Origin of the sequence: Mycobacterium cajalii (assembly GCF_045809005.2) — a bacterium.
Taxonomy (GTDB): domain Bacteria; phylum Actinomycetota; class Actinomycetes; order Mycobacteriales; family Mycobacteriaceae; genus Mycobacterium.
Genome location: NZ_CM141436.1, coordinates 1,979,149 through 1,998,172, shown reverse-complemented (window position 1 = coordinate 1,998,172; position 19,024 = coordinate 1,979,149). Strand labels below are relative to the sequence as shown.

Annotated in this window: 19 protein-coding genes; 6 read left to right on the top strand and 13 right to left on the bottom strand. The window is 71.5% G+C overall.

From position 1 onward, the window contains the following. The first annotated feature begins 97 nt into the window (after positions 1 to 97). Positions 98 to 688, top strand: coding sequence for a DUF3558 domain-containing protein (locus tag ACJ512_RS09605; protein ID WP_407688174.1), 591 nt, complete (start codon positions 98 to 100; stop codon positions 686 to 688). A 30-nt stretch (positions 689 to 718) separates the two neighbouring features. Continuing rightward, positions 719 to 2,437: a CocE/NonD family hydrolase gene (locus ACJ512_RS09600; protein ID WP_407688175.1), complete on the top strand. Its 1,719-nt coding sequence runs from the start codon at positions 719 to 721 to the stop codon at positions 2,435 to 2,437. On the opposite strand, the gene ACJ512_RS09595 is transcribed toward ACJ512_RS09600, so the two are convergent. Genes ACJ512_RS09595 through ACJ512_RS09585 form a run of 3 tightly spaced genes read right to left on the bottom strand, consistent with a single transcriptional unit; the run spans position 2,396 to position 3,720 of the window. Further along, a complete protein-coding gene (locus ACJ512_RS09595; protein WP_407688176.1) occupies positions 2,396 to 3,088 on the bottom strand; it encodes a DUF1802 family protein in 693 nt (230 codons plus the stop codon). The genes ACJ512_RS09600 and ACJ512_RS09595 overlap by 42 nt on opposite strands. Before the next feature lie 27 nt (positions 3,089 to 3,115). Then, positions 3,116 to 3,508: a type II toxin-antitoxin system VapC family toxin gene (locus ACJ512_RS09590; protein WP_407688182.1), complete on the bottom strand. Its 393-nt coding sequence runs from the start codon at positions 3,506 to 3,508 to the stop codon at positions 3,116 to 3,118. Further along, positions 3,505 to 3,720, bottom strand: a complete 216-nt coding sequence (locus ACJ512_RS09585; protein ID WP_369741672.1) for a type II toxin-antitoxin system Phd/YefM family antitoxin — start codon at positions 3,718 to 3,720, stop codon at positions 3,505 to 3,507. The genes ACJ512_RS09590 and ACJ512_RS09585 overlap by 4 nt, the downstream gene beginning before the upstream one ends. Positions 3,721 to 3,799: 79 nt before the next feature. On the opposite strand from ACJ512_RS09585, the gene ACJ512_RS09580 reads away from it, so the two are divergent. Together ACJ512_RS09580 and ACJ512_RS09575 are read left to right on the top strand one after the other, a co-directional pair. Next, a complete protein-coding gene (locus ACJ512_RS09580) occupies positions 3,800 to 4,549 on the top strand; it encodes an enoyl-CoA hydratase (protein WP_407688177.1) in 750 nt (249 codons plus the stop codon). Positions 4,550 to 4,636: 87 nt separating this feature from the next. Continuing rightward, positions 4,637 to 5,233 (top strand): hypothetical protein, encoded by a 597-nt coding sequence (locus tag ACJ512_RS09575; RefSeq protein WP_407688178.1) that lies wholly within the window; start codon positions 4,637 to 4,639, stop codon positions 5,231 to 5,233. An 11-nt stretch (positions 5,234 to 5,244) separates the two neighbouring features. Here ACJ512_RS09575 and ACJ512_RS09570 read toward each other — a convergent pair whose 3' ends face one another. The 6 genes from ACJ512_RS09570 to rimP all read right to left on the bottom strand — a co-directional run bounded on the left by ACJ512_RS09570 (position 5,245) and on the right by rimP (position 11,712). Beyond that, positions 5,245 to 6,243 (bottom strand): DHH family phosphoesterase, encoded by a 999-nt coding sequence (locus ACJ512_RS09570; RefSeq protein ID WP_407688183.1) that lies wholly within the window; start codon positions 6,241 to 6,243, stop codon positions 5,245 to 5,247. A gap of 1 nt (position 6,244) precedes the next feature. Then, positions 6,245 to 6,730, bottom strand: coding sequence for a 30S ribosome-binding factor RbfA (gene rbfA, locus ACJ512_RS09565; RefSeq protein WP_407688179.1), 486 nt, complete (start codon positions 6,728 to 6,730; stop codon positions 6,245 to 6,247). A gap of 65 nt (positions 6,731 to 6,795) precedes the next feature. Further along, positions 6,796 to 9,567: a translation initiation factor IF-2 gene (gene infB, locus ACJ512_RS09560; RefSeq protein ID WP_461480036.1), complete on the bottom strand. Its 2,772-nt coding sequence runs from the start codon at positions 9,565 to 9,567 to the stop codon at positions 6,796 to 6,798. A gap of 77 nt (positions 9,568 to 9,644) precedes the next feature. Then, a complete protein-coding gene (locus ACJ512_RS09555; RefSeq protein ID WP_461480035.1) occupies positions 9,645 to 9,911 on the bottom strand; it encodes a YlxR family protein in 267 nt (88 codons plus the stop codon). A 159-nt stretch (positions 9,912 to 10,070) separates the two neighbouring features. Further along, positions 10,071 to 11,114 carry a transcription termination factor NusA gene (gene nusA / locus ACJ512_RS09550; RefSeq protein ID WP_407688575.1) on the bottom strand — a complete coding sequence of 348 codons (1,044 nt, stop codon included), beginning with the start codon at positions 11,112 to 11,114 and terminating at the stop codon, positions 10,071 to 10,073. A 49-nt stretch (positions 11,115 to 11,163) separates the two neighbouring features. Further along, positions 11,164 to 11,712: a ribosome maturation factor RimP gene (gene rimP, locus ACJ512_RS09545; protein WP_407688574.1), complete on the bottom strand. Its 549-nt coding sequence runs from the start codon at positions 11,710 to 11,712 to the stop codon at positions 11,164 to 11,166. Between the two features lie 178 nt (positions 11,713 to 11,890). On the opposite strand from rimP, the gene ACJ512_RS09540 reads away from it, so the two are divergent. After that, positions 11,891 to 12,427 carry a hypothetical protein gene (locus ACJ512_RS09540; protein ID WP_407688573.1) on the top strand — a complete coding sequence of 179 codons (537 nt, stop codon included), beginning with the start codon at positions 11,891 to 11,893 and terminating at the stop codon, positions 12,425 to 12,427. Then, on the top strand, positions 12,424 to 12,897 hold the full coding sequence (locus ACJ512_RS09535) for a ferritin-like domain-containing protein (protein ID WP_407688572.1): 474 nt from the start codon (positions 12,424 to 12,426) through the stop codon (positions 12,895 to 12,897). Before ACJ512_RS09540 ends, ACJ512_RS09535 begins: the two co-directional genes overlap by 4 nt. A gap of 15 nt (positions 12,898 to 12,912) precedes the next feature. Here ACJ512_RS09535 and ACJ512_RS09530 read toward each other — a convergent pair whose 3' ends face one another. Genes ACJ512_RS09530 through ACJ512_RS09515 form a run of 4 tightly spaced genes read right to left on the bottom strand, consistent with a single transcriptional unit; the run spans position 12,913 to position 18,964 of the window. Next, positions 12,913 to 14,670 carry a proline--tRNA ligase gene (locus ACJ512_RS09530; protein WP_407688571.1) on the bottom strand — a complete coding sequence of 586 codons (1,758 nt, stop codon included), beginning with the start codon at positions 14,668 to 14,670 and terminating at the stop codon, positions 12,913 to 12,915. Positions 14,671 to 14,718: 48 nt separating this feature from the next. Further along, positions 14,719 to 16,311 (bottom strand): MFS transporter, encoded by a 1,593-nt coding sequence (locus ACJ512_RS09525; RefSeq protein ID WP_407688570.1) that lies wholly within the window; start codon positions 16,309 to 16,311, stop codon positions 14,719 to 14,721. A gap of 22 nt (positions 16,312 to 16,333) precedes the next feature. Continuing rightward, entirely contained in the window at positions 16,334 to 17,548 is a 1,215-nt protein-coding gene (cobA, locus tag ACJ512_RS09520) for a uroporphyrinogen-III C-methyltransferase (protein ID WP_407688569.1), read from the bottom strand. A gap of 9 nt (positions 17,549 to 17,557) precedes the next feature. Then, complete coding sequence (locus ACJ512_RS09515; RefSeq protein ID WP_407688568.1) at positions 17,558 to 18,964, bottom strand: cobyrinate a,c-diamide synthase; 1,407 nt, start codon at positions 18,962 to 18,964, stop codon at positions 17,558 to 17,560. Positions 18,965 to 19,024: the final 60 nt, after the last annotated feature.

Sequence of the window (19,024 nt, the reverse complement as noted above, 5' to 3'; positions counted from 1 at the left end):
CGGGCGTGCCCGGGAGGTACCCGGGTTCGGCTGTGACGGCGACCACGCGACTTGTACACTCCCGGGCAAGGGACCGCCGAGGGCATCAGGGGGTGACGTGTTCGCCAACGTGCGTCTGATGGGGGCACTGGGGGCACTGTTCGCAGCGGTCATCGTGGGCGCGCTGGGCTGGCAGGGCGCCCCCGCACCGGCCGCGCCGGGCCGCGCGGAGCCCGTGGAGCTGCGGTCGACGGGGCAGCCGCTGGAAACGACGATGAAGAGCCCGATCCTGGCGACCACCGACCCGCGGCCGTTCGACGCCTGCGAGGACATCCCGTTCGACGCCCTGCAACGGCTGGGCCTCGCGTTCACCCCGCCCGAACACGAGGACGGCCTGCGCTGCCACTTCGACGCGGGCAACTACCAGCTGGCCGTGGAGCCCATCATCTGGCGCACCTATGCGCAGACGCTGCCCCCCGACGCGGTCGAGACCACCATCGCGGGCCACCGCGCCGCGCAGTACTGGGTGATGAAGCCGACCTATCACAACGACTTCTGGTACCGGTCCTGCATGATCGTGCTGAAGACCAGCTACGGGCTGCTCCAGCAGGCGCTGTTCTACTCGACCGTGTACTCCGACCCCGACGTCGACTGCATGGCGACCAACCTGCAACGCGCCAACGACCTCGCCCCGTACTACAAGTTCTGATCGGGCCCTACTGGGCCTAGCCTGAGCACGGTGAGTACCACAGCGGCCCGCCGCGTCCAACCCGCCCTGCGCGCCCTGACACGGCAGGCCGGCGAGCGTGCCCTGAGCCGGCTGCTGGGCCTGCCGCCCGCGAGCACCGACTACACCGTGAACCGCGTCGAGATCCCGATGCGCGACGGGGCACGGCTGGTGGCCGACCACTACGCCCCGCTCACCCCCGCCCCGGCGGGAACCCTGCTGGTGCGCGGACCCTATGGGCGGCAGTTCCCGTTCTCCATGGCGTTCGGCCGGCCCTACGCCGCCCGCGGCTATCACGTGGTGCTGCAGAGCGTGCGCGGCACGTTCGGGTCGGGCGGCGCGTTCGAGCCGATGGTCAACGAGGCCGCCGACGGCGCCGACACGGCCGCCTGGCTGCGTGAGCAGCCGTGGTTCACCGGCAGCTTCGCCACCATCGGCGTGTCGTATCTGGGTTTCACCCAGTGGGCGCTGCTGCAGGATCCACCGCCCGAACTGGCCGCGGCCGTCATCACCGCCGGCCCCCACGATTTCAACGCCGCGGTCTGGGACACCGGCGCGTTCACCGTCAACGACTTCCTGGGCTGGAGCGATCTGGTCGCCCACCAGGAGGACCCCCAGCGCGTCCGGACCGCGATCCGCCAGCTCCGGGCCCGCCACAAGGTCGCGCAGGCGGCCGCCGCGCTGCCGATGGCGGCCGGGGCGCGGACCATGCTGGGCGAGGGCGCTCCGTGGTTCGAATCGTGGGTCGAACACGACGACCCGAAGGATCCGTTCTGGAATGCGCTGCGGTTCACCGAGGCACTGGACCGCGTGCGGGTACCGGTGCTGCTGGTGGGCGGCTGGCAGGACATCTTCCTGCGGCAGACCCTGCAGCAGTACGCGCGCCTGCGCGACCGGGGCGTCGACGTCGCGCTCACGGTCGGGCCGTGGGCGCACACCCAGCTGCTCACCAAGGGGCTGGCCACCAACCTCCGGGAATCCCTGGACTGGCTCGACGCGCACCTGGGCAGCGCGCCGGCGTCGCGGCGGCCCGGTCCCGTCCGCGTCTGCGTCACCGGGCAGGGCTGGCGCACCCTTGCCGACTGGCCGCCCCGCACCGCCGAACGCGCGCTCTACCTGCGGCCGGGCGGCCACCTGGGCGAGACGACACCGGCGGACCTGGCGGGGGTGCCCCCGGCGACGTTCCGCTACGACCCCACCGACCCGACACCGACCGTCGGCGGTCCCCTGCTGTCTCCGGGCGCCGGTTACCGCGACGACAGCCGGCTGGCGGCCCGCGACGACGTGCTGGCCTTCACCAGCGCCACCCTCACCCACGACCTGTGCGTGTACGGGAACCCGGTGGCCGAGCTGGTACACACCTCCGACAATCCCCACGTCGACCTGTTCGTGCGGGTGAGCGAGGTGGACGCCGACGGCCGGTCCCGCAACGTCAGCGACGGCTACCGGCGGCTGGGCGCGGCGGGCACGGCGGCCGACACGGTCGGCGTCGAACTCGACGGGATCGCCCACCGCTTCCGGGCCGGCTCACGCATCCGCCTCCTGATCGCCGGCAGCTGGTTTCCCCGCTACGCGCGCAACCTCGGCACCGGCGAACCGGCGCTGACGGGCCGGCGGGCCGAGCCGGCCACCCACGCGGTGCACTACGGGCGCTCCCGGCTGCTGCTGCCGGTGGGTCCGCCCGACGTGTCAGCCGACCGCGTCGCGGACCCGGCGGGCGACCTCGGTTAGCGCGGGTTCGTCGTGAACCGGCGCCCCCAGCGCCGGCCGCAGCGGCAGCTCCACCCAGCTGGTGCACCCCCCGTACCCGGGATCGCGGGCGATCCGCACCGGCTCGGACAACGGGATCACCGACACCACCAGCACCGCCAGTTTGTGTTTCGGCCGGAAGTCGAGCCGGTCGGCACGCACCGACTCGGCGGTCCAAATGTGCAGGTCCTCGATCGTCGCGAGCCCGTCGGGCCGGTTGACCTCTTGTGCGGCAACGACTTTCGCCGCAGCCCGCACCACGAGGTGATCGTCGGTGCTGTCGGCGGCCGCGGGTTGCAGCAGGTCGCGGTGCTCGGGCCGGACACGCTGGGCGTGGCTGTGCGCGACCGTGGGGAACAGCAGGAACTCCCGGGCCGCCAACTCGAACCGTTTCTCCCCGATGCCGCCCTTGCGCAGCAGCACCCGCTGCCGACCGTCCAGCAGCGCGTGTACGACCGCGCTCCACTCCTTGAGTGCGGGCGTCTTCGCGGTGGAGGTCATCTCGCGCCGGCCAGCCGGACGACCACCTCGGGCCGACGCAACGGTGGGCACATACTGACGCGCCGCCGCCGCGGTCTCTTCGGCCGTGGCCGCCGGCTGTAAACCGCGCAGTTCGGTGATGTTCCGGCACATGTCTTCAACGATAGGCGCGGCCTGCGCCTACCAGACCGTGACCGGGCGCGGATGCCGATGGCTGCGCAGGCGACGGTCTTTGGTCACCAGGCGCCAGCCATGTTCGACGGCGGTGGCATAGATCAACCGGTCGGCCGGATCGCCGGGAAACGACGACGGGAGCGACACCGCGGTGGCGGCGACCGACGGGGTGATGCTGGCAGTGCGGACATGCTCGGCGAGCAACTGAAGCCACGAACGCATGGGAATCGTCAGTCGGATGCGTTCGTGCTCGGCGAGCCAAGCCAGCTCGAACCATGTGATCGCGGAGACCGCAAGTTCGTCGGCCTCTTCGACAGCCCGGCTGGCTACCTTGCTGAGGCGGCCCGGTTCGGCTGACCACCAATGGATCACGTGCGAGTCGAGCAACACCGTTGTCATGAGGCGTTCCACGATGCCCCGGTGGTGAAGAGTTGGTCTTCGTCGGCGGCCGTCATCGCCACTCCCGACAACCGACCTTTGAGAGCATGGGATCCGGGCGCTGGTACTAGACGGGCTATCGCACGGCCGTGTTTTGTGATCTCGATTTCCCCGCCTACCGCCACTTCGTCAAGCAACGCAAGGATCTTGGCCTTCACCTCGGTAGCGGTCATGTTTCTGGTCATCATGTCAGTTTACTGGCCGGCAGGGTCTGCGCGATCGCCGCCGGAAGCCACTGACTACGGTGATCGCATGAGCGACGACATCCTGCTGACCGGTACCGACGAGCGGGTGCGCACCCTGACCCTCAACCGGCCGCAGTCGCGCAATGCGCTGTCCTCGGCCTTGCGGGACCGGTTCTTCGGGGCCCTGGCCGACGCCGAGGCGGACGCCGACGTCGACGTCGTCATCGTGACCGGGGCCGACCCCGTCTTCTGCGCGGGCCTGGACCTCAAGGAGCTCGGCGAGCGGTCGGCGCTTCCCGACATCTCGCCGCGGTGGCCGTCGATGACCAAACCGGTGATCGGGGCGATCAACGGTGCCGCGGTCACCGGCGGGCTGGAGCTGGCGCTGTACTGCGACATCCTGATCGCCTCGGAGCACGCGCGCTTCGCCGACACGCACGCCCGCGTCGGCCTGCTCCCCACGTGGGGGTTGAGCGTGCGGTTGCCGCAGAAGGTGGGCGTGGGGATGGCCCGGCGCATGAGCATGACCGGTGATTACCTGTCGGCCGCCGACGCGCTGCGCGCCGGGCTGGTGACCGAGGTGGTGCCGCACGAGCAGCTGCTGAGCACCGCGCGGGCCGTGGCGGCGTCCATCGTCGGCAACAACCAGGGCGCGGTGCGGGCGTTGCTGGCGTCCTACCACCGGATCGACGAGGAGCAGACCAGCCCGGGCCTGTGGCTGGAAGCCATGGCGGCCAGGCAATACCGGACCACCGGCGAGGACATCGCCGCCAACCGCGAGGCGGTGCTGCAGCGCGGGCGCGCCCAGGTGCGCTAGCCGCGGCGGCCGGTGATCGCCAGGGGCCACAAAAGCCAATACGATCCCAACAACCGCAGAAAAGGTTCGGGAGCGCAGGAGGCATCGGTGCGTGCTGTCGTCGATCTCACCGCGCGGGCGCACGGCGCACCGGCGCTGGTGGCGGCCACCGCGATGGTATTCGCGATCGTGGCGGCCGCACCGCGGGCGGCCGCCCAGCCCCCGCCCGGATTTCCCAGCCTCGACGATTTCAGCGCGGTCCCCTCCGACGGCTACGTCACCACGGCCGGCCCGCACACGTCCCCCCGGATAAGTTTCTCCACCCCGCACAACCTGGTGTGCGACTTCTACGGCGGGCCGGCGCCCGCGCCGCGCCCCTCACAGGACATCAAGTGCACCGGCGACATGCCGGGGATGAGCGACGTCCCCTTCCCCGGCAGCGGCCATCCCCGGCCGGGCGACTGCGTGGTGGGAGCCGTGAGCTTCAAGGGGCCCGGCTACGAGTTGAGCCGCATGTCCTACGGCGGCTGCGACGGCAACCCCGCCTCGCTGCCCTCGAGCGGCAAGCTGTTGGGTCTGGGCCAAAAGGTGTCGTACCTGAACGTGACGTGCGCCGTGGGCGGCGACAACCTCGTCGCCTGCCTGGACACCACCAGCGGAGACCACGGGTTCGTTCTGCAGCGCTCCGGCAGCTGGGCGTTCTAGCCGGGCCGGACTCAGCCGAGCGCGGCGCGCAGCGACGCCACCACGTCGTCGATCGGGCCCGCGGTCGAGTAGCCGGCCGCCAGCCGGTGACCCCCGCCGCCGAAGCCGGACGCGACCGCGACCAGATCCACGTCCTTGGCCCGCATCGACACCGACCACCGCCGCGGCTCGACCTCCTTGAAGACCGCCGCCACCTCGGCCTGCTGCGTGGTGCGCACGATGTCGACGATGCTCTCGACCTCCTCGGCCCGCGAGCACACCCAGTCCCGGTTCTCGACGACCGCATACACCAGCCCCCGGCCGCCGACCGCATCGGGCAGCAACCGCGCCGAGCCCAGCACCCGCGACAACAGCGGCAGCCACGCGAACGGGTGGGTGTCCATCAGCGTCCGGCTGATCGTGGCGTTGTCCACGCCGACCTCGACCAGCCGGGCCGCCAGCCGCAGCGCGCGGGCGCTGGCCCAGCGGAACGACCCGGTGTCGGTGGTGAGCCCGGCGTAGATGCAGTGGGCGATGTCGGGGCCGATCGGCTGGTCCCACGCGTCGAACAGGTCGGCGATCATCATCGTGGTGGAATCCGCCGACGAGTCGACGAAATTCGCGGTGCCGAACATCTCGTTGGAGGCGTGGTGGTCGATGACCAGCAGCTCGGGTGCCGACATGGCCAGTCCACTCAACCCACCCAGCCTCTTCGCGCTCGGGACGTCGACGGTCACCACGAGATCGACATCGGCTCGGATCGCCTCGGGGCCCACCAGCAGGTGACATCCGGGCAGCGAGGCCAGCGACTCCGGCAGCGTGGCCGGTGCGGCGAAGGTGACCTCGACCCGCTTGCCGCGCGCGTCCAGCGCCAGGGCCAGCGCCAGCCCGGCGCCGATCGTGTCGGCGTCGGGATGGACGTGGGCGATCACCGCGATCACCGCGGCATCCGCCAGCAGCCCGGCCGCGCCGAGCGCGTCCACGCAGCGGCCCCGTGCGTCCGCGCACGGGGCAATCACCTCAACGGCCACCTCAGTCCCGGGATCGATCGCCCTCACCGCTGTCCTCGCCGGCCGCGGCGCCGTCCGACCGGGTGTCGCGATAGGGATCGGCCTCGCCGGCGGGCTTGGCCCCCACCCGGACCCGCGCCAGATCGGCGTCCGCGGCACGCGCCCGGGCGAGCAACTCGTCCATCCGCTGCACGGTGTCCGACGTGGTGTCCCGGGCGAACGTCAGCGTGGGGGTGAAACGCACCCCGGTGCCCGCCCCGACCATGGTGCGCAGCGCGCCCCTGGCCCGTTCCAGCGCGGCCGCGGCGGCGTCGTGGTCCGGCTCGTCGTCCAGGGTGGGCCCCATCACGGTGTAGAACACGGTCGCGTCGTGCAGGTCCGCCGTCACCTTCGTGTCGACGATCGTCACCCCGGCCAGCCCCGGGTCCTTGATCTCGAACTCGATCGCCGAGGCGACGATGGTGTTGATCCGTTTGGCCAGGCGGCGCGCCCGTGCGGGATCCGCCATTATGGTCTCACCGCCTTCTCCTCATCACTCGTTCTGCATCACCAGGTCTGCATCGTCGGCGGTGGTCAGGTGCGTTCCTTCTCCACCAGCTCGTAGGACTCGATGATGTCGCCTTCCTTGATGTCGGAATAGCCGAGCGTCATACCGCACTCGAAGCCCTCGCGGACCTCGGTCACGTCGTCCTTCTCCCGGCGCAGCGAGCTGATCGCGAGTTTGTCGGTGACCACGATGTTGTCGCGCAACAGCCGGGCCTTGGCATTGCGGCGCACCACGCCGGAGGTGATCATGCAGCCGGCGATGTTGCCGACCTTGGAGGACCGGAAGATCGCCCGGATCTCGGCACGGCCCAGCTCCTTCTCCTCGAAGATCGGCTTGAGCATCCCGCGCAGCGCCTGCTCGATCTCGTCGATCGCCTGGTAGATCACCGAGTAGTAGCGGATCTCGACGCCCTCGCGGTTGGCGAGCTCGGTGGCCTTGCCCTCGGCGCGCACGTTGAAGCCGATGATCACCGCGTCCGACGCCGACGCCAGGTTGACGTTGGTCTCGGTGATGCCGCCGACACCGCGGTCGATGACGCGCAGCGCCACCTCGTCGTCCACCTGGATCGCCATCAGGGCCTCTTCCAGCGCCTCGACGGTACCGGCGTTGTCGCCCTTGAGGATCAGGTTCAGCTGGCTGGTTTCCTTCAGCGCCGAGTCCAGGTCCTCCAGGCTGATCCGCTTGCGGGAGCGCGCGGCCAGGGCGTTGCGCTTGCGCGCGCTGCGCCGGTCGGCGATCTGGCGGGCGATGCGGTCCTCGTCGACGACGAGGAAGTTGTCACCGGCCCCGGGCACCGACGTGAAGCCGATGACCTGCACCGGACGCGACGGCAGCGCCTCCTCGACGTCCTCGCCGTGCTCGTCGACCATGCGGCGGACCCGGCCGTAGGCGTCGCCGGCCACCACCGAGTCGCCCACGCGCAGCGTCCCGCGCTGCACCAGCACCGTGGCCACCGGCCCGCGACCGCGGTCCAGGTGCGCCTCGATCGCCACACCCTGGGCCTCCATCTCGGGGTTGGCCCGCAGGTCCAGGGCGGCGTCGGCCGTCAGCAGCACCGCCTCGAGCAACTGCTCGATGTTGGTGCCCTGCTTGGCCGAGATGTCGACGAACATCGTCTCGCCGCCGAATTCCTCAGCCACCAAACCGTATTCGGTGAGCTGCGCGCGAATCTTGGCCGGGTCGGCGCCCTCGACGTCGATCTTGTTGACCGCCACCACGATCGGCACGTCGGCGGCCTGCGCGTGGTTGATGGCCTCCACCGTCTGCGGCATGACGCCGTCGTCGGCGGCCACCACCACGATCGCGATGTCGGTGGCCTTGGCGCCGCGGGCCCGCATGGCGGTGAACGCCTCGTGGCCCGGGGTGTCGATGAAGGTGATCGGCCGCTGCACGCCGTCGTGCTCGACGGCCACCTGGTAGGCGCCGATGTGCTGCGTGATGCCTCCGGCCTCGCCCTCGCGGACGTTGGCCTGCCGGATCGTGTCCAGCAGCCGGGTTTTACCGTGGTCGACGTGGCCCATGACGGTGACCACGGGGGGCCGGACCTGCAGGTCCTCCTCGCCGCCCTCGTCCTGGCCGTAGGTCAAATCGAAGGACTCCAGCAGCTCGCGGTCCTCGTCCTCGGGGCTGACGACCTGAACGTTGTAGTTCATCTCGCTGCCCAGCAGCTCGAGCGTCTCGTCGCCCACCGACTGGGTGGCCGTCACCATCTCCCCGAGGTTGAACAGCGCCTGCACCAGCGCGGCCGGGTTGGCGTCGATCTTCTCGGCGAAGTCGGAGAGCGATGCGCCGCGGGCCAGCCGGATCGTCTCGCCGTTGCCGTGCGGCAGCCGCACGCCGCCGACGACCGGCGCCTGCATGTTCTCGTACTCGGCGCGTTTCGCCCGCTTGGACTTGCGGCCGCGCCGGGGCGCGCCGCCGGGACGGCCGAACGCGCCGGCCGCGCCGCCGCGCTGGCCGGGACGGCCGCCACCGCCGCCGCCACCCGGGCGGCCGCGGAAACCGCCGCCGGCGCCGGGTGCGGCACCGACGCCACCGCCGGCACCACCACCGCGGTAGTTACCGCCGCCACCGTCGGAGCGGCCGCCCCCGGGGCGAGCGCCTCCGGGCCGGGGTGCCCCGGTCCGCGGTGGGCGGGGCCCACCGGCGGCCCCGCCGGGACGGGGGGGCATGTTGCCGGGCGAAGCACCCGGCCGGGGCGCTCCGGGCCGGGGTGCCCCGGGGCGGGGCGCCGCCGGCCGCGGGATGGGCCGGTCGACGGGCTGAGCCGAGGAGAACGGGTTGTTGCCGACGCGCGGGGTGCGCACGCCGGGCTTGGGCCCGGGGCGCGGCCCCGGCGTCGCACCACCGGGGTGCGGCCCCGGCTGGCCGGGTTGCTGCCCCGGCGCCGACGGTGCCGGTTGGGGGGGCGGGGCCGACGGGCGTGCGGGGGTCGGCGCCGCCGGCCGCGGGGTTGCGGCGGGCGGGGCCTGCGGAGCCTGCGCCGCGGGCGCCGGGGGGCTCTCCGGCTTGGCGGGCGCCGGGGCGGCTGCGCCGTTGCCGACGGACTTGCTGATCGCCTTGTCGAGGGCCTGGTCGAGGGATTTGTCGGGGCCCTTGGCGGGCGCCTTGCCCGCGCCCTTGTCGGGGGCCGGCTTACCGCCGCCGAAGGACTCCCGGAGCCGGCGGGCAACCGGCGCCTCCACGGTCGACGACGCGGATTTGACGAATTCGCCCTGTTCGTTCAGCCGGGCGAGAACTTCCTTGCTGGTGACACCGAGTTCCTTGGCCAACTCGTGTACGCGGGCCTTACCTGCCACTACATCTCCTGTCTATGAGGCGCGACAGTCGTAGGCCGGCGCCTCGGGTTTAGCTATGACGCATGGTCATCGGGACTTCACGGTGTGCTCATGTTCTTGCTACCTGTTCTGTTTGCCGGGGGGCCGAGTGCATTGGCGTACTCGACCACCGCGGTGGTGTCCGGTGAACCGGCGATGCGCAGCGATCTGGTGAAAGCTCGCCGCCGCACCGCCTGTTGGATGCACTGCGGTTCGGGATGCAGCCACGCACCCCGCCCCGGCAGGCTATTGCCCGTGTCAACGGTCACGGCGTAGGAACCGTTCCCCGTGGACACAGCCACCACTCGAAGCAGGTCGACGGCCAACTCTCGCTTCCGGCAGCCGACGCACGTCCGCACCGGTCCATCAGTGCTTCTGCGCGCCACGGCCGAAGGCTTGCGCTGGATCACGGCTCAGTCTAGCGTCACCCAACCCGTGGTCAGAACCACCCGCAGCCGTACCGTTACCTTCGCCTCCGGGCGGGCCTAGCCGGATCGTCCGATCGCCCGGCTGGCACCCGGATCGGGTTGGTCCTCGGCGTGCACCGGCGAATCCCCGCGGATGTCGATGCGCCATCCGGTGAGCCGGGCGGCCAGCCGCGCGTTCTGCCCCTCCTTGCCGATGGCCAGCGACAGCTGGAAGTCGGGCACCACCACGCGGGCGGCGCGGGCGGCTTGGTCGATGATCGACACCGAGACGACCTTCGCCGGGGACAGCGCGTTGGCGACGAACCGGGCCGGGTCCTCGTCGTAGTCGATGATGTCGATCTTCTCCCCGGACAGCTCGCTCATCACGTTGCGGACCCGCTGCCCCATCGGGCCGATGCACGCGCCCTTGGCGTTCAGGCCGGGAACGATCGACCGCACCGCGATCTTGGAGCGATGGCCGGCCTCCCGGGCGACCGCCACGATGTCCACCGATCCGTCGGCGATCTCGGGCACCTCCAGGGAGAACAGCTTGCGCACCAGGTTGGGATGGGTCCGCGACAGCGTGATCAGCGGCTCGCGGGACCCGCGGGTCACGCCGACCACATAGCACCGCACCCGGTTGCCGTGGTCGTAGCTCTCCCCCGGGACCTGCTCGGCGGACGGGATCACGCCCTCGGAGGCCTTGGTCTCGGTGCCGATCCGGACCACCACCAGGCCGCGGGCGTTGGCCCGGGTGTCGCGCTGGATCACCCCGGCGACGATCTCGCCCTCCCGGGTGGAGAACTCGCCGTAGGTGCGTTCGTTCTCGGCGTCGCGGAAGCGCTGCAGCATGACCTGCCGTGCGGTGGTGGCGGCGATGCGGCCGAAACCCTCGGGGGTGTCGTCCCACTCGCTGATGACGTTGCCGTCCTCGTCGGTCTCACGGGCCATCACCCGCACGGCACCGGTTTTGCGGTCGATCTCGATGCGCGCGTCGTTCTGGTGGCCCTGGGTGTGCCGGTAGGCGGTGAGCAGCGCCGATTTGATCGTCTCGAGCAGCTCGGTGACCGAGATGCCCCGGTCCACCTCGATGGCATGCAGCGCCGCCATGTCGATGTTCATCAGCGCCGCTCCTCTTCATCGCTCAGCTCTGCATCGTCGCCGGCGCGGTTCATGCTTCGGCCTCCGTCCTGCGGGCCCGATCCGTCCCGGCCAGATCTTTGGTGGCCAGGTCCAGCTCGGCCTGGCTCGGCGGGGAGAACTCCACCTGCACCACCGCGTTCACGATGTCGGCGAGCGGGATCTCGCGGACCGCGAGGTTGCGGCCGTCACGCACCACCAGCGCAACGGTGTCATCGCGGGTCTCACCGACCCGGCCGGTGAGCCGGGAGCCGCCGGACAACGTCGCCTCGACCTTGCGGCCGCGGGCGCGGCGAAAGTGTTTGGCGCTGGTCAGCGGGCGCTCGACCCCGGGCGAACTGACCTCGAGCACATAGCGGTCCCCCGCGCTGTCCAGGGCGTCCAGCAACGCCGACGCCGAACGCGACAGGGCCGCTATGGTGTCGAGGTCCGGCGCGGTGTCGCCGTCGGCGACCACCGTGATCCGCGGTGGGCGCGCCCGGGTGTCGATGACCACGTCCTCGATCTCGAAGCCTGCGCGCGCGAACTCCCCACCGAGCAGCTCGATCACCTGCGTCTGCGAAGGTAGCCCGGTGGTCACGGCGAGCTCCTCATCTTGAGTTGTCCGGTCAACTGGCGAGTGGCGCGGTGGAACGGTGACGGCCGCCGTTCCCCGAGAACCGTGTCTCAACGATACGCCAGGGATCGCGGATGACGGCGTGATCGCCTGGTCAAGGTCCTGACACCGGTTAGCCTCGTGCCAATGGCAGGATATTGCTGTGCCTAGCGCATCACCCGTGACCAACAGGCGGGGCGTGCTTGCCGGCGGCGCGGCCCTGGCCGCGCTGGGCGTGGCGGTATCCGCCTGCGGCGAGCCCAAACCCAAGCCCCCCGCCGTCGAAGAGTTGCTGGGCCCGTTGGACCAGGCGCGGCACGACAGTGCGCTCGCCGCCGCGGCCGCGGCCGCCGTCGGCAACCCACCCCAGGTCGCCGCGGCGCTGTCCGTGGTCGCCACCCAGCGCGCCGCGCACGCGCGCGCCCTGTCCACGGAGATCTGGCGGGCCTCCGCCAAGTTGGGTGCGCCCTCGAGCACGACGAGTGAGACCACCAGCCCCAGCCCGACCGGCGAGGCGGCGCCCCCACCGCCGCCGCCCCCGTTGTCCGACGTGGTCGAGTCGCTGCGCGCGTCCGCCGAGAGCGCCGGCCGCCTGGTGGCCACCTCGTCGGGCTACCGGGCCGGGCTGCTCGCGTCCATCGCCGCGAGCTGCACCGCGAGTTACTCGGTCGCCCTGGCCCCCGCGGGGACGACGCCGTGACGACACCGAAGCGTGCGCCCGCCGGCCCCACCGCCAAGAACGGCGACGACGCGGCGCTGTGCGACGCGCTCGCCGTCGAGCACTCCACCATCTACGGCTACGGCATCGTCTCGGCACTGTCGCCGCCCGGCGTCAACAACCTGGTGGTGGACGGCCTGACCGAGCACCGCCAGCGCCGCGACGACGTCATCGCGATGCTCGACGCACGCAAGGTCAGCGCTCCGGTCCCCGCGGCCGGCTACCAGTTGCCCATGGTGGTGGCCAGCCCGGCGGACGCGGCCCGCCTGGCGGTGCGGATGGAGAGCGACTGCGCGACCGCGTGGCGTGTGGTCGTCGAGCGCGCCGAGACGGCGGACGACCGCGCGTTCGCCTCGACGGCCCTGACGCAGAGCGCGGTGATGGCCTCCAGGTGGAATCGGGTGCTCAACGCCTGGCCCATCACGACGGCCTTCCCGGGCGCGGACGAATAGCTCCCGCCCGCGGCTTCAGGACCTCAGCACCGCCGCGATCTCGCCGGCCAGCGATTCTCCGGCGGCCAGCTCGCGGGTCTGCCCCGTGAAGCGGTCGCGCAGCTCGACCACGCCGTCTCCCCAGCCCCGCCCGACGACGACGACCCGGGGCACCCCCAGCAACTCGGCGTCCTTGAACTTCACGCCGGGGGATGCCGGACGGTCGTCGAGCAGCACCTCGACGCCCAGCCGGTCGAGGTCGGCGGCCAGCGCGGTGGCTCCGGCCCGGGCCGCTTCGTCCTTGTTGGCGATCACCAGGTGGACGTCGAAAGGCGACACCGCCGACGGCCAGCGCAGCCCCAGCTCGTCGTGGTGCTGCTCGGCGATGACGGCGACCAGCCGCGACACCCCGATGCCGTAGGACCCCATCGTCACCCGCACGGGCTTGCCGTCCTCGCCGAGCACGTCGAGGGCGAAGGCGTCGGTGTATTTGCGGCCGAGCTGGAAGATGTGCCCGATTTCGATGCCCCGCGCGGAGACCAGCTGTCCCGCCCCGTCGGGAGACGGGTCGCCGTCGCGCACCTCGGCGGCCTCGATGGTGCCGTCGGCGGTGAAGTCCCGGCCGGCCACCAGGCCCACGACATGCCGCCCGGGCTCGTCGGCCCCGGTGATCCAGCTGGTGCCCTCGACCACCCGCGGATCGACCAAGTAGCGAACCTTGTTGTCGCACAAACCCTTCGGGCCTATGTAGCCCTTCACCAGGAAGGGGTACCTGGCGAAGTCGGCGTCGTCGAGCATGGCATGCTCGGCGGGCTCGAGGGCCGCACCCAGCCGCTTTTCGTCGACCTCGCGGTCCCCGGGCAGCCCGATGGCCAGCAGCTCCCAGTCGCCGCCGGGCTCGCGGACCTTGAGCAGCACGTTCTTCAGGGTGTCGGCCGCGGTGACGGTGCGGCCGAGGCCGGCGTTGTTGGCCCACTCCACCAGGCTCGCGATGGTCGGGGTGTCGCCGGTGTCGTGGACCTGCGCCTCGGGCAGGCCGGCCACGACGTCAGCGGGAAGCGGCTCGGGCCGGGGGGTGACCACGGCCTCGACGTTGGCCGCGTAACCGGACTCCAGGCACCGCACGAAGGTGTCCTCGCCGACCGGGCTCTCGGCCAGGAACTCCTCGGAGGCGCTGCCGCCCATCGCGCCCGACGTCGCGGACACGATGACGTAGCGCACCCGCAGCCGCGCGAAGACGCGCTGGTAGGCCTCCCGGTGCGCGCGGTAGGCGGCCTCGAGCCCGGCGTCGTCGACGTCGAAGGAGTAGGAGTCCTTCATCAGGAACTCCCGGACGCGCAGGATCCCGGCCCGCGGCCGCGCCTCGTCGCGGTACTTGTTCTGGATCTGGTAGAGCACCAGCGGGAGGTCTTTGTAGGAGTTGTATTCGCCCTTGACGGTCAGGGTGAACAGCTCCTCGTGGGTCGGGCCCAGCAGGTAGTCGTGGCCGCGGCGGTCCTGCAGCCGGAACACGCTGTCGCCGTACTCGGTCCAGCGGTTCGTCGTCTCGTACGGCGCGCGTGGCAGCAGCGCCGGGAACAGGATCTCCTGGCCGCCGATCGCGTTCATCTCCTCGCGGACGATGCGTTCGATGTTGCGCAGGACCCGCAGTCCCAGCGGCAGCCAGCTGTACAGCCCGGGCGCGACGGGGCGCACGTATCCGGCGCGGATCAGCAGCTTGTGGCTCGGGACTTCGGCCTCGGCGGGATCATCACGCAGGGTGCGGAGGAACAGCTCGGACATCCGGGTGATCACAGGCCGCCAGCCTAGTGTGCGCGGGAGGGCCGGCGGCGACGCGGGGCGCTACAGCTGGCCGGCGTCCATCGCTTCCTTGACCTCCTGCGCGTGGGCGACCTGCTCAGGGGTGTAGCCGATGAACAGCGCGGCCGCGCCGACGATGATGGAGGCTCCGGCCACCCACAGCAGACCGTAGGTGTAGCCGTGGTCGAGGGCCCGCAACTGGGCGTCGTTCATGAACTTGACCGGGCCGGTGGAGCCGCCCAGGTACAGCGTGCGCGAGGTGATCACGGCCTGGATGACCGCCAGCACCAGCGGCCCGCCCAGGCTCTGCAGCATCAAGGTCATCGCCGATACCGGACCGATCTGGTCGAAGCCCACGCCGGCGATGGCCGACAGGGTCAGCGGGACGACCGCCATCCCGATGCCGATCCCCCCGATGACGATCGGCATCACCAGGTTCGGGAAATAGGGTGCGCCCCGGTGCATGAACCACCAGCCGTACAGCATCGCGAGGAAGAGCAGGTAGCCGCCGGCGATCGTCACGACCCGCGGCGAGAACCGCGACACCAGCTGCGAGGAGACGCCCAGGCCGATGCCCATCGCGATCACGAACGGGATGAAGCCGACGCCCGCGCGCAACGCGCTGTAGCCCAGGATGTCCTGCACGTAGAGGCCGATCAACACCGTGAGGGTGAACATGACGCCCCCGGCCAGGAAGATCGCGATGAAGGTGACCAACCGGTTGCGGTCGCGGAAAAGCCGGAACGGGACGACGGGGTTCTCGGCGGTGCGCTCGACGATGACGAACGCCAGGGCGGCGGCCATCGCCACCGCGCCCGACCCGAGGGTGGTGATCGAGATCCAGCCCTTCTCCGGGCCCATCGAGAAGGTGAAGACGGCGGCGGTGCACGCCAGGGTGGCCAGCATGGCCCCCGCCGCGTCGAGCTTCATCCGTTCCCGGTTGGTCTCCCGCAGCGCGGTGCGGGCCAGGTAGATCATCACCAGCCCGATCGGCACGTTCACCAGGAACGCCAGCCGCCACGACAGTTCGGTCAGCGCCCCGCCGACCACCAGGCCCATCACCGACCCGACAGCGGTCATCGCGGCGAACACCGCGGTGGCGAAGTTACGCGCCGGCCCCTTCGGGAAGGTCGTCGCCACCAGCGCCAGACCGGTCGGCGACGCGATGGCCGACCCGACGCCCTGGGAGAGCCGCGCGATGACCAGCGTCGCGTCGTCCCAGGCCACGGCGCACAGGACGGAGGAGATGGTGAACAGCGCGACGCCGACGATGAAGGTGCGCTTGCGCCCGATGGTGTCGCCGAGACGCCCGCCGAGCAACATCAGGCCGCCGAAGGTGAGCACGTAGGCGGTGATCACCCAGCTACGGCCCGCGTCGGACAGGCTGAGCTCGTTCTGGATCTTGGGCAGCGCGACGATGGCCACGGTGCTGTCCATGGTCGCCAGCAACTGCATGCCGCCGATCGCGATGACGGCCGCGATGAAACGGCGGGAAGGCAGCCACGTCGGGTAATACCGGCCGATGCGAGTGGAGGCGGTCTCTGCCGGACGCGTCGCGCGCGCCGGGGCCGGACGATCGGGGCGTGCGGATGTCCAATTCCGGACCGCTCGCTCGGAGTCGTTGAGAGCCGTCATAATGGGTTACCTTACAGTAATCTTAAGAATCGTTTAAAGCCCCGAAGGCGGCGACGGCCCCGATAACGATGATCGCGGGAGGTCGGACGCCCTCGGCGCGGATCTTCTCTGGCGTGTCGGCGAGGCTGGCCCGCCATGTCTGCTGAGCCGCCGTCGTGCCGTGCTGGACGACGAGGACGGGCGTATCCGCAGGTCGGCCGCCTTTCAGCAGGGCGTCGACGAAGAGTTCGATGCGTTCGACCGCCATCAGCAAAACAATGGTGCCGGTCAATGCGGCCAAAGCGTCCCAATTCACTAACGATTCGGGGTGGCCGGGCGGCAGATGGCCGCTGACCACCACGAACTCATGATTTATCGCTCGATGGGTGACCGGGACGCCCGCCAGCGCGGGCACGCCTATGGCACTTGTCACACCCGGCACCACCGTCACCGGGATCCCGGCGTCGGCGCACGCGAGCACCTCCTCGTAGCCGCGCGCGAACACGAAGGGATCCCCGCCTTTGAGGCGGACCACGAAGCTGCCGGCCCGCGCCCGTTCGATCATCACGTCGTTGATCGCGTCCTGGGCCATGGCCCGCCCGTACGGGATCTTGGCGGCGTCGATGACCTCCACGTGCGGCGACAACTCGGCGAGCAGTTCCGGCGGCGCCAGCCGGTCGGCGACCACCACGTCGGCCTGGGCGAGCAGCCGGCGGCCGCGCACCGTGATCAGTTCGGGGTCCCCCGGGCCGCCCCCGACCAGCGCCACGCCGCCGCGCACGACATCGGAGCTCTCGGCCGTGATGACGCCCTGCTGCAACGCCTCGCGAATCGCCGACCGGATCGCCGCGGACCGGCGGTGCTCCCCGCCGGCGAGCACGCCGACGGACAGTCCCGCGTAGCTGAAGGACGCCGGCGTGACCGCGGTCCCCTCGACGGCGACATCGGCGCGGACGCAGAAGGTCTGGCGGCGCTCGGCCTCGGCGACGACGGCGGCGTTGACCTCCGGGTCGTCGGTGGCCGCGATCGCGTACCAGGCGCCGTCGAGATCCCCGTCGCGGTAGTCCCGCAGGGACAACGTGACACCGCTCATCGACTCGACGGCGGGAGTGGCGGTGCGGGAGACGACGTGCACGTCCGCCCCGCTGGCGATGAGCAGGGGCAACCGGCGCTGTGCGACGGACCCGCCGCCGATCACGACGACCCTCTTGCCGGTCAGCCGCAATCCGACCAGGTACGGGTTCTCGGTCTGGGTCACCCGGCAAGCCTAGTGGCGACCACCGACGCGGCGAAGCCGGGCGCGGCGGGCGGCGTGGGCGACGAAGCGCGCCATCGCGTCCGGTGCCGCGGCCGGATGGGTGTGCAGGTAGGACGCGTGGACGCCGGCGTGCACGGCCCCGTCCCGCATGCTGTCCACGCCGTCGCCCCGGTACGCCCACGCCGGCGGGTAGTCGCGGCTGTAGGCGACCGCGGTGCGGTGGAATTCGTGCCCGACCAGCCGCCGTCCCGCACGGTAGAGGGGCGAATCGGCCACCGCGACGGCGTCGCGGTACGCCAGGGTGAGGCGCGGCGTGAACCGCGCCGACCCGTCCAGCACCCCGCACATCGGGTGCCCGTCGAGCGCGGAGGTCAGATAGATCAGCCCGGCGCATTCCGCGTGCACCGGCGCGCCGGCGCCGGCCAGCTCGCGGATCTGGCGGCGCACGAGGTCGTTGGCGGACAGTTCGGCGGTGAACTGTTCGGGGAAGCCGCCGGGCAGCACCACCGCGCCGGTGCCGTCGGGCAGCGGGTCGACGAGCGGGTCGAACTCGACGACCTCGGCGCCGGCGGCGCACAGCAGCTCGGCGTGCTCGGTGTAGCTGAAGCTGAACGCCTTGCCCGCCGCCATCGCCACGGTGGCGGCCCCGGCGCGCTCGACGCCCGTCTCCCCCACCGCCGTCGCGGGATCCCACGCCGGGCCCTCGGGGCCGCCACCGCGGGCGGCCGCGACGACGGCCGCCAGGTCGACGTGGCGGGCGACCAGGCCGGTCATCGCCTCGACGGCGGCCTGCGCGCGCCGGCCGTACTCGACGGCGGTGACCAGGCCCAGATACCTCGTCGGCACCTCCAGTTCGGCGGTGCGCGGAATCGCCCCGAACACCGGCACACCGGCCTGCTCGCAGCCCTGGCGCAGCACCTGTTCGTGCCGGGGCGACCCGACGCGGTTGAGGATCACCCCGGCGACCCGGGTCGCGGTGTGGAACGTCGCGAACCCGTGCAGCAGGGCCGCGATGCTGTGGCTCTGGCCGCGCGCGTCGACCACCAGGACCACCGGGGCGCCCAACAGCCCGGCGACGTGGGCGGTGGATCCGGCCGCCGGCGTCGTCGCGCCGGAGCCGATCCGCCCGTCGAACAGCCCCATGACGCCCTCGACCACGGCGATGTCCGCCCCGCCGGCGCCGTGGGCGTACAGGGGCCCGATCAGCCGCTCCCCGACCAGCACCGGATCCAGGTTGCGGCCGGGCCGGCCCGCGGCCAGGCCGTGATAGCCGGGGTCGATGAAGTCCGGGCCTACTTTGAACGGGGCGACGAGATGCCCGTTCTGCCGCAGGGCGCCCATCAAACCCGTTGCCACCGTGGTTTTTCCGCTGCCCGATGCGGGCGCGGCGATGACGACGGCCGGTACCGGGGTCACGGATCGGCCCGCGAGCGTGCACAGAATGCCGTGCTGCGCGGCGTGTCGGCGTGCAGACGC

Bases quoted from the DNA above. Each gene is read 5' to 3' on its own strand.
- rbfA (WP_407688179.1), bottom strand. From the start codon at position 6,730: ATGGCGGATCCCGCACGGGCGCGCCGCCTGGCCAAACGGATCAACACC.
- nusA (WP_407688575.1), bottom strand. From the start codon at position 11,114: ATGAACATCGACATGGCGGCGCTGCATGCCATCGAGGTGGACCGGGGC.
- ACJ512_RS09590 (WP_407688182.1), bottom strand. From the start codon at position 3,508: ATGACAACGGTGTTGCTCGACTCGCACGTGATCCATTGGTGGTCAGCC.
- ACJ512_RS09585 (WP_369741672.1), bottom strand. From the start codon at position 3,720: ATGACCGCTACCGAGGTGAAGGCCAAGATCCTTGCGTTGCTTGACGAA.
- ACJ512_RS09525 (WP_407688570.1), bottom strand. From the start codon at position 16,311: ATGACGGCTCTCAACGACTCCGAGCGAGCGGTCCGGAATTGGACATCC.
- ACJ512_RS09580 (WP_407688177.1), top strand. From the start codon at position 3,800: ATGAGCGACGACATCCTGCTGACCGGTACCGACGAGCGGGTGCGCACC.
- ACJ512_RS09595 (WP_407688176.1), bottom strand. From the start codon at position 3,088: ATGTGCCGGAACATCACCGAACTGCGCGGTTTACAGCCGGCGGCCACG.